Origin of the sequence: Cupriavidus nantongensis (genome assembly GCF_041726985.1) — a bacterium.
GTDB classification, from domain to species: Bacteria; Pseudomonadota; Gammaproteobacteria; order Burkholderiales; family Burkholderiaceae; genus Cupriavidus; species Cupriavidus nantongensis_A.
In genome coordinates, this window is the sequence record NZ_CP168303.1 from 2,872,690 (window position 1) to 2,886,923 (window position 14,234).

The 14,234-nt window shown below is 68.2% G+C and carries 15 protein-coding genes; 10 read left to right on the forward strand and 5 right to left on the reverse strand.

Annotated elements, in window-relative coordinates:
• Positions 1-61: 61 nt before the first annotated feature.
• From fabG to mpl, 4 genes are read right to left on the reverse strand one after another with little or no spacing between them, the layout of a single operon-like run.
• Positions 62-802, reverse strand: coding sequence for a 3-oxoacyl-ACP reductase FabG (gene fabG, locus ACEI37_RS24505; RefSeq protein WP_115688020.1), 741 nt, complete (start codon positions 800-802; stop codon positions 62-64).
• Positions 799-1,464 carry a chorismate lyase gene (locus ACEI37_RS24510; protein ID WP_373378516.1) on the reverse strand — a complete coding sequence of 222 codons (666 nt, stop codon included), beginning with the start codon at positions 1,462-1,464 and terminating at the stop codon, positions 799-801. The genes fabG and ACEI37_RS24510 overlap by 4 nt, the downstream gene beginning before the upstream one ends.
• Positions 1,461-2,075, reverse strand: coding sequence for a YqiA/YcfP family alpha/beta fold hydrolase (locus tag ACEI37_RS24515; RefSeq protein WP_373378517.1), 615 nt, complete (start codon positions 2,073-2,075; stop codon positions 1,461-1,463). Before ACEI37_RS24515 ends, ACEI37_RS24510 begins: the two co-directional genes overlap by 4 nt.
• Positions 2,076-2,086: 11 nt before the next feature.
• Positions 2,087-3,475 carry a UDP-N-acetylmuramate:L-alanyl-gamma-D-glutamyl-meso-diaminopimelate ligase gene (gene mpl / locus ACEI37_RS24520; protein ID WP_373378518.1) on the reverse strand — a complete coding sequence of 463 codons (1,389 nt, stop codon included), beginning with the start codon at positions 3,473-3,475 and terminating at the stop codon, positions 2,087-2,089.
• Positions 3,476-3,663: 188 nt separating this feature from the next.
• Between mpl and ACEI37_RS24525 the strand changes: the two genes are divergently transcribed.
• The 10 genes from ACEI37_RS24525 (at position 3,664) to ACEI37_RS24570 (ending at position 12,422) form a co-directional block, all read left to right on the forward strand.
• Complete coding sequence (locus tag ACEI37_RS24525; RefSeq protein ID WP_373378519.1) at positions 3,664-4,353, forward strand: UDP-N-acetylmuramate--alanine ligase; 690 nt, start codon at positions 3,664-3,666, stop codon at positions 4,351-4,353.
• 35 nt (positions 4,354-4,388) lie between these two features.
• Entirely contained in the window at positions 4,389-4,937 is a 549-nt protein-coding gene (locus ACEI37_RS24530) for a TlpA family protein disulfide reductase (RefSeq protein ID WP_373378520.1), read from the forward strand.
• Between the two features lie 197 nt (positions 4,938-5,134).
• A complete protein-coding gene (aroQ, locus tag ACEI37_RS24535) occupies positions 5,135-5,632 on the forward strand; it encodes a type II 3-dehydroquinate dehydratase (protein ID WP_373378521.1) in 498 nt (165 codons plus the stop codon).
• 168 nt (positions 5,633-5,800) lie between these two features.
• A complete protein-coding gene (gene accB / locus ACEI37_RS24540) occupies positions 5,801-6,268 on the forward strand; it encodes an acetyl-CoA carboxylase biotin carboxyl carrier protein (RefSeq protein ID WP_373378522.1) in 468 nt (155 codons plus the stop codon).
• Between the two features lie 247 nt (positions 6,269-6,515).
• Positions 6,516-7,868, forward strand: coding sequence for an acetyl-CoA carboxylase biotin carboxylase subunit (accC, locus tag ACEI37_RS24545; protein WP_112776811.1), 1,353 nt, complete (start codon positions 6,516-6,518; stop codon positions 7,866-7,868).
• A 39-nt stretch (positions 7,869-7,907) separates the two neighbouring features.
• Positions 7,908-8,801, forward strand: a complete 894-nt coding sequence (prmA, locus tag ACEI37_RS24550; RefSeq protein WP_373378523.1) for a 50S ribosomal protein L11 methyltransferase — start codon at positions 7,908-7,910, stop codon at positions 8,799-8,801.
• Positions 8,802-8,810: 9 nt separating this feature from the next.
• Positions 8,811-10,232: a DUF3426 domain-containing protein gene (locus ACEI37_RS24555; protein WP_373378524.1), complete on the forward strand. Its 1,422-nt coding sequence runs from the start codon at positions 8,811-8,813 to the stop codon at positions 10,230-10,232.
• 98 nt (positions 10,233-10,330) lie between these two features.
• Positions 10,331-10,831 carry a thiol peroxidase gene (tpx, locus tag ACEI37_RS24560; RefSeq protein WP_373378525.1) on the forward strand — a complete coding sequence of 167 codons (501 nt, stop codon included), beginning with the start codon at positions 10,331-10,333 and terminating at the stop codon, positions 10,829-10,831.
• A gap of 128 nt (positions 10,832-10,959) precedes the next feature.
• Entirely contained in the window at positions 10,960-11,907 is a 948-nt protein-coding gene (locus ACEI37_RS24565; protein ID WP_373378526.1) for a carbohydrate kinase family protein, read from the forward strand.
• Between the two features lie 38 nt (positions 11,908-11,945).
• Positions 11,946-12,422, forward strand: a complete 477-nt coding sequence (locus tag ACEI37_RS24570) for a hypothetical protein (RefSeq protein ID WP_373378527.1) — start codon at positions 11,946-11,948, stop codon at positions 12,420-12,422.
• Between the two features lie 271 nt (positions 12,423-12,693).
• On the opposite strand, the gene ACEI37_RS24575 is transcribed toward ACEI37_RS24570, so the two are convergent.
• Entirely contained in the window at positions 12,694-13,308 is a 615-nt protein-coding gene (locus tag ACEI37_RS24575) for a histone H1-like repetitive region-containing protein (protein WP_373378528.1), read from the reverse strand.
• Positions 13,309-14,234: the final 926 nt, after the last annotated feature.

A 14,234-nucleotide genomic window follows, 5' to 3' on the forward strand; every position in this document is an offset into this window, starting at 1 on the left:
TGCAAAGACCCGGCCTGAGACCTGGCATGATACCGCACCCCGGTCCGGCCGCCCGCCCGGCTCAGAGCGACATGCCGCCGCTGGCCTCGATTGCCACGCCGTTGACGTAGCTGGCGTCGTCGCTGGCCAGGAAGGCGTAGATGCTGGCGATCTCGGCCGGCTCGGCCAGCCGGCGCAGCCAGCACGACGACTTCATGCCGTCCAGCACCTTGTCCGGCACGGTCTGCAGGATCTCGGTGTTGACAAAGCCCGGGCACACCGCGTTGACGCGCACGCCCTTGGGGCCCAGCTCGCGCGCCCAGGTCTTGGTGAAGCCGATCACGCCGAACTTGCTGGCGGCGTAGTTGGTCTGGCCGAAATTGCCGTACAGGCCGACCACGCTCGAGGCGTTCAGGATCACGCCCTTGCCCTGCTCGGTCATCAGCCCGGCCACGGCCTGCGCGCAGTTGAATACGCCCTTCAGGTTGACGTCGATGACGGCATCGAACTGGGCCTCGGTCATCTTGGCCAGGCGCGCGTCCTTGGTGATGCCGGCGTTGTTGACCAGGATATCGACACGCTCGTGCGCGGCCAGCACGGCTGCGACCATGGCGTCCACCTCGTCGCGGCGTGTCACGTCGACGCGGTAGGCCGATACGGTGGCGCCGGTGGCCGCCAGCCGCGCGGCGGCCTCGCGCACGCGCGCTTCCTGTACGTCGCACAGCACGACGATGGCGCCGTCTTCGGCAAAGCGCTGCGCGGTGGCAAAGCCGATGCCGGCGGCGGCACCGGTGATGATGGCAACCCGACCCTGCAGTTTCATCTCGTGGTCTCTTTCTTGGTTTCGGTAGTGTGTGTCGAAACAGGGCTTCGGTCTGTCGTCCGCATATATTTGGGATGCGGAACCGCCTCGGTCCCCGGGGATGGCCGCGACAGCAGGTCTGGCAGGAACACTTCTGTCACGAGCATGACGCCGCCGCCGCGCCGGAACACCGAGCGCCGCGCGGTCAGCATGGGCACTGCCGCCATGTCCGGCAGCACGCGGTGCAGGGCCTGGCGCAGCGGGTGGTGCGGCAGCAGCCGCGCAAACTGGAACGGCTCGCGCCGCACCGCCGGATCGACGAACAGGCGCCCGCCCAGCGGGCGTTCGCCCAGCCCGCGCAGGAACGGCCAGTCGCGGCGCGCATGGCGCAGCCGCACCACGGTGTGGGCGAACACGGCGGGGATCTCGTCGCAGATCAGCAGCACCTCGCGCGTCAGCGCGGGAGTGCGGTCGGGCTGGCCCAGCGCCTGCCATTCGTCGGCGAGCGGGCGTTGCGGCGCCTGCAGCAGCCGCGCCACGCGAAAGCGCGCGGACGCGGCCACCAGCCGCGCCGTCAGCGAGCCGTCATCGCCGGTAACCCAGCGCCGCAGGTTGGGCGTGATAGCCGCATCGAAGGCCAGGTGCGGGCTCCAGCCGCAGGCGCGTACCGACTGCACGCTCATGCCGCGCCGGCGCCGGCGGGCACCTTGCCGCCCGGGCCATAGCCGCAGAAGGCGAGCACATCGTCGACGTAGTCGGCAAATTCACTGATGCCGTGGTCGCTGCCTTCGATCACGCGGATGTTCGCGCCGGGGCAGGCCTGCACCATTTCGCGGTAATCGAGCACCTCGTCGCCGGTGGCGGCGATCAGGTAATAGCGCTCGGGCCGGGTGATGGTGTCCACGCGCAGGTCCAGCAGTTCCTGCAGGTGGCGGCGTTCGACCGTGACCGAACCGCCGCCGTGCCACAGCGGCTGTTCACCCAGGTAGCTTTCGAGGTCGGTCCAAGGATGGATGGCGGGATTGAGCAATACGGTCTTGCAGCCATGCTGCTCGCCCAGCCAGCGCGCATAGAAGCCGCCCAGCGACGAGCCGACGATGGCGATTTCCTGGTCGCCGCCCGCCTGCGCGGCGCGGATCGCCGCCTCGGCCTGGGCCACGGCGAGTGCCGGCGAGACATTGAGCGTGGGGCAGGCGTAGTAGCGCCCAACGCTCCACTCGCGCATGCGCGCCTGCACCAGCTGGGCCTTGAACGACTGGGGCGAGGAGCGGAATCCGTGCAGATACAGCAGCATGGCGAGTCCGGTCAGCCGGCCGTGCGCTGGGCCAGCGCGTCCAGCAGCTTCTGGTGCACGCCGCCGAACCCGCCGTTGCTCATCACCAGCACATGGTCGCCCGGCCGCGCCGCGGCGCGCACCGCCTGCACCAGCGTGCCCAGGTCCTGGAACGCGGTGGCGGTAGCGCCCAGCGGCGCCAGCGCTTCGGCCAGGTCCCAGCCCAGCGCGTCCTTGCCGGCCGGAGCTCCGTAGCCGAACACGAGATCGGCCTGCTCCAGGCTGGCCGGCAGCTGCGCCTTCATCACGCCCAGCTTCATGGTGTTGGAACGCGGCTCCAGCACCGCCAGGATGCGGGCATTGCCGACGCGGCGGCGCAGCCCGTCGAGCGTGGTCTGGATGGCGGTGGGATGGTGTGCGAAATCGTCGTAGACCGTGATGCCGCCGGCCACGCCGCGCACTTCCATGCGGCGCTTGACGTTGGCGAAGCGCGACAGCGATGCGATCGCCTGCTTGGCCGGCACCCCGACATGGCGCGCGGCGGCAATCGCGGCCAGCGCGTTCATGCGGTTGTGAGTGCCCTGCAGGTCCCACACCACCGTGCCCTCGACAGCATCGCCGAACCACACATCGAACGCGTCCTTGCCCGGCGCCGCCTCGCTGCCGGCGGCGTCGCTCTCGCGCCAGTCGCCGACGCCGAACTGCTCCACTTCACTCCAGCAGCCGCGCTCCAGCACCCGCGCCAGGCTCTCTTCCACGCCATTGACGACGATCCGGCCCTGGCCCGGCACAGTGCGCACCAGGTGATGGAACTGGGTCTCGATCGCGGCCAGATCCGGGAAGATGTCGGCGTGATCGTATTCCAGGTTGTTCAGGATGGCGGTGCGCGGGCGATAGTGGACGAACTTGCTGCGCTTGTCGAAAAACGCCGTGTCGTACTCGTCGGCCTCGATCACGAAGAAGTCCGACTCGGTCACCCGCGCCGAGATGCCGAAGTTCTGCGGCACCCCGCCCACCAGGAAGCCCGGGTTGTAGCCGGCGTCTTCCAGGATCCAGGCCAGCATCGAGGTAGTGGTGGTCTTGCCGTGCGTGCCGGCCACCGCCAGCACCCACTTGCGCGCGAGCACGTGCTCGCCCAGCCATTGCGGACCCGACACATAAGGCAGGTTGCGGTCGAGGATGGCCTCCATCAGCGGATTGCCGCGCGAGACCACATTGCCGATTACGAACAGGTCCGGCTCTAGCGACAGCTGGGCGGGGTCGAAGCCCTCGATCAGTTCGATTCCCTGGGCTTCGAGCTGGGTGCTCATCGGCGGGTAGACGTTGGCATCGCAGCCGGTGACGCGGTGGCCGGCCTGCTTGGCCAGCACCGCCAGGCCGCCCATGAAGGTGCCGCAGATGCCAAGGATATGAATATGCATGGGTTCCCGGAAAGACTTGAAGCCCGCAGGCGTGGGGATTCGGGCCCGGCGGCGCGGCGGCTGGTAGGAGCCTTTGGTGCGGCGGCGGCCGGGCAGGAAGCCTCCGATTGTACCCGAGCGCCAGCGCCCTTCGCTGCACTGCGGCAGCGCGCGCGCCGCGGTGGCGGACGCCTCCGGTATCATGGGGCATGAACCGACGTACCGCCCCAGACCCCACCCGCCTGCGCGAGGAAATCGCCCAGGTTGCCGCCCGCATGATTGCCGAGGACGGTGCCGACTACGCCACCGCCAAGCGCAAGGCCGCGCGCCAGGTGCTGGGCGAACAACGCGTGCCGGGCGAGTGGCTGCCCGACAACGAGCAGGTCGAGGCCGAAGTGCGCGCCTACCAGGCGCTGTTCCACGCCGACAGCCAGCCGCGCGTACTGGCGCTGCTGCGCCGGCTGGCGGTGCTGGCGATGCAAGACCTCGCGCCGTTCCGGCCCTATCTGGTCGGCGCGGTGCTCAATGGCACCGCCACGGAACACTCTGATATCTATCTGCAGTGCTTCTGCGACAGCGCCAAGGACGCCGCGCTGCACCTGATCAATGCCGGGGTCGACTTCGAAACCAGCGAAAGCCGCCACTTCGGCGGCCGCGGCGAGGTCGAAACCCTCAGCTTCCTTTGGAAAGGCCAGTGGCCCGACCGCCGCGAGGCGCGCTTGCTGGCTGGCGAGGTTCGCGCGGAACTGGGTGCGCCAGTCGGCATCCATATAGCACTGTATGATGCCGTCGATGAACGCGGCGCCATGCGGGCAGACGCCTCCGGGCGCGCGGTACGCGCCGATGCGCAGGCCGTGCAGGCCCTGGTGGATGCCGCCGACGCCGCCGGCAACGGCTGAAGCTCCGTCTTTACCTTCTACTGGTCCAGCCCCTCATGACTGAAACCGTCGTCCCACCCGCCCGCCGCTCGCGTCTCTGGCTGTGGATCGCTGCCGCCGTGGTCGCCTGTGCCGCGGGGGCGCTAGCCGGGCATTTCGTGTTCTCGCCAAAGCCCGCCAACGATCAGGCCGTCGAAACCCTGTTCCAGTCCCGCCTGCCGGATCCCGCCGGGACAGAACTGGACCTCGGCAAGTTGCGGGGCAAGACCGTGGTGGTCAACTTCTGGGCGCCGTGGTGCGGCCCGTGCGTCGAGGAAATGCCGGAACTGTCCGCCCTGCATGAAGAGTTCAAGCATCGTCAGGTGGAGTTCGTCGGCATCGGTATCGATTCAGCGGCTAACATACAGCAGTTCACTCAGAAGGTGCCGGTTGCGTATCCGTTGGCCGTGGCTGGCTTCGCCGGCACCGAGCTATCCCGCAACTTCGGCAACAGCGCCGGCGGCCTGCCATATACGGTGGTCATCAATCCGGATGGGTCGGTGAAGTATCGCAAGATGGGCCGGGTCACCGCGGACGAACTGCGTGCCGTGCTGCCGCGCACTTGAGTCACTTCTTGCGCCAACATCGCTGAATTTCGGCTTTCTCAATGGATTTGCCCCCTCTGCGGGCCGCTTTGGTGCGAAAGTGCCCAAAAGACCACCAACCGCACGCCGAACGCCGTCGAAGCCTGTATCGCGTGCTAGACAAATCCCTCTAAGCTACGGTAATCTCCGCGCAATTTCGTTGATCTGGTCGAGCCGCCGTGACTGCATCCCGCTCTATCCGTCGCTCACCCCGCTACCGCAAGGTGCTGGTCCTGCACGGGCCCAACCTTAACCTGCTGGGGACGCGCGAGCCGGAGACCTACGGGCACACCACGCTAGCCGATATCGACGCGGCTCTGGCGGAACGCGCGGCGAAAGCCGGCGCGTCGCTGGAGACGTTCCAGTCCAACCACGAGGGAGCGCTGGTTGACCGCATCCACGCCGCCCGCGCGGAAGGGGTGGAGTTCATCATCATCAACCCGGCTGCCTATACGCATACCAGCGTGGCGCTGCGCGACGCGCTGGCCGGCGTGGCGATCCCGTTCGTCGAGGTGCACCTGTCGAACGTGCACCGGCGGGAAAGCTTCCGGCACCACTCGTACTTCTCGGACGTGGCGGTCGGGGTGATCTGCGGGCTTGGCTGGCAGGGTTACCTGCTGGCGCTGGACTATGTACTGGGCCAGGAGCAGCCCCCGCCCGAGGGTTCGGGGAGCTGAACCCCCACAAGGATTTTTTCGACAACCTGCGCGCGCCGCCCGGCGGCCTGCGCCCGTTGGCGTGCCTCGGCACGGCGGGCGCGGATTTCCGGTGGCCGGCACAAACGATTGTTCCGCCACGGCCCGTCCCGGGCAGCGGCGGAAAACCCGATTCAGGAGGATAAAAAGATGGACCTGCGCAAGCTGAAGACGCTTATCGACCTGGTGGCCGAATCCGGCATCTCCGAGCTGGAAGTCACCGAAGGCGACGGCAAGGTACGCATCGTCAAGCAACCGCCGCAAGTCGTTGCCGCGCCGATGGCCATGCCGCAAATGCAGGCCCTGCCCGCCGCCGCGCCGGCTGCGGCGGCACCGGCCGGTGCCGCCGCCCCGGCCGCCGAGCCGGTTGCACAGCTGCCCGCCGGCCATGTGGTGACCTCGCCGATGGTGGGCACCTTCTATCGCGCCCCGTCGCCGGGCGCCGCGCCGTTCGTCAACGTCGGCGATACGGTCAAGGAAGGCCAGACCGTCTGCATCATCGAAGCCATGAAGCTGCTCAACGAAATCGAGTGCGACAAGGCCGGCGTTATCAAGGAAATCCTGGTCGAGAACGGCCAGGCCGTGGAATACGGCCAACCGCTGTTCGTCATCGGCTGATCCTGACGGGCATGCCGGGCCCGATGCTGCCGCCGGCCGCGCAAGCGGTCCACCGCAGCCCTTCCCGCGCGGCATGCCCTGGCGCCCCCGGCGCCGGGGACGTTGAACGCTTCGCGTCCCGTTCCGTGCAGTTCCATGCAGTTCCCGCAGTATTGCGGCCCGGGTGGCCCACAAGCCATCACGGAGCGCGCCCGGCGTGCCATTGCGCCACGCAGCGGGACCGCTACTGTTCTCGCAGAGAGAGACCATGTTTGAAAAAATTCTGATCGCGAACCGCGGCGAAATCGCTCTTCGCATCCAGCGCGCCTGCCGCGAACTGGGCATCAAGACGGTCGTGGTGTACTCCGAGGCCGACAAGGAGGCCAAGTACGTGCGCCTGGCAGACGAAGCCGTCTGCATCGGCCCGGCCCCGTCGCCGCTGTCCTACCTGAACATGCCGGCCATCATCTCGGCCGCAGAAGTGACCGACGCGCAGGCCATCCACCCTGGCTACGGCTTCCTGTCCGAGAATTCGGACTTTGCCGAGCGCGTGGAAAAGTCCGGCTTCGTCTTCATCGGCCCGACGGCAGACAGCATCCGCCTGATGGGCGACAAGGTCTCGGCCAAGCAGGCCATGATCAAGGCCGGCGTGCCGTGCGTGCCCGGCTCTGACGGCGCCCTGCCCGACGATCCCAAGGAAATCCTGGCGACCGCGCGCCGCGTCGGCTACCCCGTGATCATCAAGGCCGCCGGCGGCGGCGGTGGTCGCGGCATGCGCGTGGTGCATACCGAAGCCGCGCTGATCAACGCCGTCAACATGACGCGCGAAGAAGCCGGTCGTGCCTTCGGCAATCCCGAGGTCTACATGGAGAAGTTCCTCGAGAACCCGCGCCATGTGGAAATCCAGATCCTGGCCGACCAGCACAAGCAAGCCATCTGGCTGGGCGAGCGCGACTGCTCGATGCAGCGCCGCCACCAGAAGGTGATCGAGGAAGCCCCCGCGCCGCATATCCCGCGCCGCCTGATCGAGCGCATCGGCGACCGTTGCGCCGAGGCCTGCAAGAAGATGGGCTACCGCGGCGCCGGCACCTTCGAGTTCCTGTACGAGAACAACGAGTTCTACTTCATCGAGATGAACACGCGCGTGCAGGTCGAGCACCCGGTTACCGAGATGATCACCGGCATCGACATCGTGCAGGAGCAGATCCGCATCGCCTTCGGCGAAAAGCTGCGCTTCCGCCAGAAGGACGTGCAGTTCCGCGGCCACGCGATCGAATGCCGCGTGAACGCCGAAGATCCGTTCAAGTTCACGCCGTCGCCGGGCCGCATCACCGCCTGGCACATGCCCGGCGGTCCGGGTGTGCGGGTCGACTCGCACGCGTATGATGGTTACTTCGTCCCGCCCAACTACGATTCGATGATCGGCAAGATCATCACCTACGGCGCCACGCGCGAGCAGGCCATCGCCCGCATGCGCATCGCGCTGTCGGAAATGGTGGTGGACGGCATCCAGACCAACGTGCCGCTGCACCGCGAGCTGATGATGGACGCCAACTTCGTCGAAGGCGGCACCAGCATCCATTATCTCGAACATCGCCTGGCAGAGCGCGCGAAGGCCTGAGCATCGGTCTGAGCAACAAGCAGCAACAGAAGGAAGCCCGTGGCATTTCAGGAATGTGTGATCGAAGTGGCGCAGGACCAGGCCGAGGCCTGGTCTGACGCCCTGTTCGACCTCGGCGCGCTGTCGGTCTCGGTGGAAGACGCCGACGCCGATACGCCCGACGAGCAGCCGCTCTTTGGCGAGCCCGGGCTGGAACCGAAGCAACTCGCGTGGAACCGCTCGCGCGTGGTCGCGCTGTTCGGCGACGACGCCGACCCCGCGGTGGTGGTGGCGGCCGCCGCCAACCAGCTCGGCATCGACCCGGTGCCCGCGTACCAGCTGCGCGCGGTCGAGGACCAGGACTGGGTGCGGCTGACGCAATCGCAGTTCGAGCCGATCCGCGTGGGCGAGCGCATCTGGGTAGTGCCGTCGTGGCACGACGCGCCCGAGCCCGACGCCGTGGTGCTGGAGCTCGACCCGGGCCTGGCCTTCGGCACCGGCAGCCACCCCACCACGCGGCTGTGCATGCAGTGGCTGGAGCAGAACCTGACGCCGGGCGAAACCGTGCTCGACTACGGCTGCGGCTCCGGCATCCTCGCGATCGTGGCGCGCAAGCTGGGCGCGGGCGACACGGTCGGCATCGACATCGACCCCAACGCGGTGGAGGCGTCGCGCTACAACGCCGAGCGCAACCGCGTCGAGGCGTCGTTCGCGCTGCCGGAATCGGTGTCCGAAGCCAGCTACGACCTGGTGGTCGCCAATATCCTGTCCAACCCGCTCAAGCTGATGGCGGCGATGCTGAGCGCGCGCGTGCGCGCCGGCGGGCGGCTGGTGCTGTCCGGCGTGCTCGAGCGCCAGGCCGACGAAGTCGCCGCGGCCTACGCGCCCTGGCTGCCGCTGACGGTGTGGCGCAGCGAGGAAGGCTGGGTCTGCCTGCACGGCACCCGCCCCTGATTTCGCCCGATGGCCGCCGTCAAGCTAGTCACGCGCTGCCCGGCCTGCCGCACCGCCTTCCGGCTGGTCGCCGACCAGCTGCGGCTGCGCCAGGGGCTGGTGCGCTGCGGCCAGTGCGAAACGGTGTTCGACGCGCGCGAGCACCTGATCGAGATTCCCCTGCCGGCGGGCAGCGCCCGGGCCCCGGCACAGAAGCCGGCAGCGTCGGCCGCAGCTGCCCCCGCTGCAGCTGAAACCACCGCGCCGCCCGCCTCATCACCCGCGGCACCCGCGCCGACCCCGACTCCCGCTTTCACCCCGACCATCGACCCCGGCTACGACGTGCCGGCGCTGGATGCGCCGACCATGCTGATGTCGTCGCCCGAGGACATGGCCGTGCCGCCGCAGGCCGGCATGGACGATGCCGAGATCGAACGTGCGCTGCGCGAAGCCAATGCGGCCGTCGCCGACCGCGATGCGCGCGACGCGCAGCGCCAGGCGCCAGGCCCGATCGCCGAGGCGGCCCCGGCCCCGGCACCAGCACCGGCGGCACAGCCGCCCGCGCCGGCAGCCGCGTGGCCGACGCTCGATCATGGCGCGCTCGACAGCCCGGCCGAAAAACCCGCGGCGCCGGCCCCCGGCGCCATTCCCAGCGCGAGCGAATTCCTGCGCGCGGCATCGGCCGACGACGCATCCGATGCCGCGCCCTGGCCGGATCACGCGGCGCACCCGGCTGGGCAGGCTCCGGCCGCCACGCCGCCCAGCGCAATGGCCGCTGCCGGCGAGCAGGATGAAGCCCGCTCCGCTGGCCCTGACACCCTTGCCAGCGTCACCGGCGGCGCGGTCGCGCGCGAGCAGGCGACGCGCCGCTGGGTCCGCGCCGAAGCACCGGCCGGCCCGGTGTTCGCTCCCGACTTCCTGCGCCACGCGCGCGACCGCGAACGTGAACGCCAGCCGCGCCGGCCCATTGCGGTGCCCCGCGCTGCGTGGCGCGCGGCAGCCGTGGTGCTCGCCATCGCCGCGCTGTTGCAGCTCGCGTACCTGGGACGCAGCCAGCTCGCCGGGCACTTTCCGATGCTGCGCCCGGCACTCGAGGCGGCATGCGCGCCGCTGGGCTGCACCGTGCCGCCGTGGCGCGACATCGATGCGCTGCGCATCGAGACCTCGCAGCTGCAGCGCCAGGATGAAGGCGGCGACACCTACCTGCTGGCCGTCACGCTGCGCAACCTGGGCCGCGCCAGCACCGCGCTGCCGGCGATCGAGCTGGTGATGACCGACCTGCAGGACCAGCTGCTGCTGCGCCGGGTGCTGCAACCTGCCGAATACCTGGAGCCGTCGCAACAGGCCTTTGCCGCGCAAGGGCTGCGCGCGGGCATGGAGCTGCCGGTTCGGGTACGATTCCGGACGCAGCAGGCGCCAGCCAACTATCGCGTGCTGATTTTTTACCCCTGAATTCCTGGCCCGCCGCCTGACCGAATCCGAGTCTGGCGGCGAGCCTTGCCCCCTCTCCGGACCACAACCGGAAATCCATCAGATATCAAGGAGTAGACATGAGCAACGTCACCCTCGGCGGCAACGCCATCGAAGTCGCAGGCAAGTTCCCGCAAGCCGGCGACAAGGCGCCCGCCTTCTCGCTGGTCGGCAAGGACCTGAAGGACGTCACGCTGGCCGACTTCGCCGGCAAGCGCAAGGTGCTGAACATTGTCCCGAGCCTGGATACGCCGGTGTGCCAGGCGTCCGCGCGCAAGTTCAACGAAGCCGCCAGCGGCCTGGCCAACACCGTGGTGCTGACCATCTCCGCCGACCTGCCGTTCGCCATGGGCCGCTTCTGCAGCGCCGAAGGCCTGGCCAACGTGGTGCCGCTGTCGACCATGCGCGGCGCCGAGTTCAAGGCCAACTACGGCGTCGACATCAAGACCGGCCCGCTCGCCGGCGTGACCGCCCGTGCCGTGGTGGTGCTCGACGAGAACGACACCGTCAAGTACAGCCAGCTGGTGCCCGAGATCAAGTCCGAGCCCGACTACGACGCCGCCCTGGCCGCGCTGAAGTAACAGGCGGCGCGCCTGCGATGTCAGCGGCCGCCCGCGACCACGGGGCGGCCGCTTCTGTTTTCTGCGTTACTGCTTCTGCCCGCAAGGGCGCCGATCCACCGAAACCCAACCCGACACCTGGAGAGAGCATGGCCAGCCTGATCTGCGGCTCCGTCGCCTACGACACCATCATGACGTTCGACGGACGCTTCCGCGAACACATCCTGCCGGACCAGATCCACATGCTGAACGTCTCGTTCCTGGTGCCCGGCATGCGCCGCGAGTTCGGCGGCTGCGCCGGCAACATCGCCTACACGCTGAAGATGCTGGGCGGCGATCCGGTGGTGATGGCCACCGTCGGCATCGACGCCGAACCCTACCTGGAATACCTGCGCAAGCTGGAGATCCCCACCGGCCACATCCGCGTGCTGCCGGAGACCTTCACCGCGCAGGCCATGATCACCACCGACCTGGACAACAACCAGATCACCGCCTTCCACCCTGGCGCAATGAGCCAGTCGCAGCTGAACCACGTCAAGGACGCGCTGGGCGGCGACAAGGCGCCGAGCCTGGGCATCGTCGCGCCCGACAGCCGCGAAGGGATGCTGCACCACGCGCGCCAGTTCGCCGAGGCCGGCGTGCCGTTCATCTTCGACCTGGGCCAGGCCATGCCGCTGTTCAACGGCGACGACCTGCGGGAGTTCGTTGAACTCGCCAGTTACGTGACAGTCAATGACTACGAGGCGCAGGTCCTGCTGTCGCGCACCGCGTGGACCAGCGCCGAGGTCGCCGCCAAGGTTCGTGCCTTCATCGTCACGCATGGCGAGCGCGGCGCCAGCATCTATGCCGATGGCCGCCAGTACGCGATCCCGGCCGTTGCGGCCGAGCGCATTGTCGACCCGACCGGCTGTGGCGACGCCTTCCGCGGCGGCCTGCTCTTCGGCATCGAAAACGGATTAGACTGGGAAACGACTGGCCGCCTCGCATCGCTGATGGGGTCGGTCAAGATCGCGCAGCAGGGTCCGCAGAACCACTGGTTGTCGCGCGAGGAAATCGGCAACCGGTTCCAGTCTGCATTCGGGTACCGCTACGCCTGAGCTGCGGCCGGCGCGTGGCGAACTTTACGGGAACTGACATGAACAACAAGCTACGCGGCGGCGCGCTTGCCGTCCTTGCGGCCACCCTGGTTGCCACGCTGGCGGCCGGCTGCGCCACGCAATCCAATTCCAACAGCGTCTACAGCACCGGCCAGGCGCAGCGCGAGCAGACCGTGCGCTACGGCGTAGTCGAGGGCATCCGCGAGGTCACCATCCAGGGCACCCAGAGCGGCGCCGGCACGCTGGCCGGCGGCGCCATCGGCGGCATCGCGGCCGGCAGCACCATCGGCGGCGGCAATGGCGCGGTGGCGGCCGGCATTCTCGGCGCGGTGCTGGGCGGCATCGCCGGCAGCGCGGCCGAGAACAAGATCAACCAGCGCCGCGCGCTCGAGATCACCGTGCGCCTGGACAACGGCGAGATGCGCGCGATCACGCAGGAGGCCGACGAAGCCTTCCGCCCCGGCGAACGGGTGCGGCTGCTGTCCTCGGGCGGCGTGACCCGCGTCACGCACTGACGGCCACGCAGGCCCCTTACCAAAGGCGCACCCCGGGCGCCGTACCCGCAAGGGTGCGGCGCTTTTTCTTTGGCCGCTCCGGCGGCCTTGCCAGGCCCTGGCGCGGCCTGCGCGCGCCCATGAAAAAACCCGCCGGGCGGTTGCCATCGGCGGGTCGGCAAGACCAGGTGTCTTGCGGACCGGATACGCAGTATCCGGTCATGCAGGCACGACGTGCGTGCCGTTGTGGTTCCTTGCGGAACGGGTAGGATCCACGCCTTGGCGGCGCAGCTTACGGACGGTTGCCCGTCGGGAACGGCCAGGCAGCAGCCGGGTTCAGCGCGGTCTTGGCAGCCGAAGCGGGAGCAACGGCAGGGGCCGCGGCAGGCTTGGCGGCAGCCTTCTTGGCAGCCGGCTTCTTGGCAGCAGCCTTCTTGGCGGCCGGCTTCTTCGCAGCAGCCTTCTTGGCCGGTGCAGCCTTCTTGGCAGCGGCCTTCTTGGCGGGCGCCTTCTTGGCAGCAGCCTTCTTGGCCGGTGCTGCCTTCTTGGCGGCGACCTTCTTCACTGCGGCCTTCTTGGCCGGTGCCTTCTTGGCCGGTGCGGCCTTCTTGGCGGCGACCTTCTTCACTGCGGCCTTCTTGGCCGGTGCGGCCTTCTTGGCGGCGACCTTCTTCACTGCGGCCTTCTTGGCCGGTGCTGCCTTCTTGGCGGCTGCCTTCTTGGCCGGTGCGGCCTTCTTGACGGCGACCTTCTTCACCGCGGCCTTCTTGGCCGGGGCCTTCTTGGCGGCTGCCTTCTTGGCGGCCGGTGCAGCCTTCTTGGCGGCGACCTTCTTCACAGCAGCCTTCTTGGCGGCCGGCTTGGCGGCCTTCTTAGCCGCCGGCTTTTTCTTTGCAGCAGTTGCCATGGATAACTCCTTCACTAGAGAGTGAATATCGAATGACCTAAGTTGGCGACCCGACCGACCCGAGGCGCGCCACAGCAGCGCGGCCCCAGTCGAGCGAGCGATTCATCGGCGTGCGGCCCGACCACTGCTGCACGCTAATGAATTCGGTTGCAGGGGCACCGCGCATGGCGGTGACTTGGCGGCCGGCGCGAGCCCGCAAGCGGGTCTCGGGCACATGCCGCGCCCTGGAATATTCGATCAGCCCGCACCGCCCGTTGAGCCGGCGCGCGGCCAGAAATGAGGAGATATCGGACAGCAGGCCTGCGGTGCGGGCTTGGCCTCGCGCACGGCAGGCGGCATTCATTCGGTGGTAGCGGGTCCAACCCGTCAATGGACCAAGGGAGACTGCACGCGTTTTAAGAAGCCGGTCGGGCCTGGTCTGCGTCAAAGTTCTCGTGCTCCTCAGCTACTACCTTCGTCATTGCATCGAAGCGCGCATCGCGCTTTTCGGTTCCATCTTGCTTCCTGCTTCGCTGCAATGAAGTGAGACTCTTGTCAAGGCGAATCATAATTCGTTTGCACGATGATGTTAAGAAAAAAGTGCAAAAAAACTTGCCTGCATGCATCGCTCCAACTAGTTCTCACGCGCGTCGTCACGAAGACGTTGCCGACGACATCGAAACGCGTCGCGCGCATGCCCGTGTCGAGACCCACCATGCGCGCTCGCGCACGCTGCGCGATGCCCCTTCACCGACCGCGCGCGCCGCAGCTTTTACACACCGTCGCGCGTAGCGATGACAAGCTGCGCAGCGTGCGTGCGACGACTGCGAACAGCGCTACCGAGTGTCCTCGCACTTTCCGAAAAGCCGCATGGACAAAGGCTTTGCGGGCGATGCACCAATGCGCGAGCGGCGCGCTTCGAGCTGTGCGGCGGTACGCTTCGACAC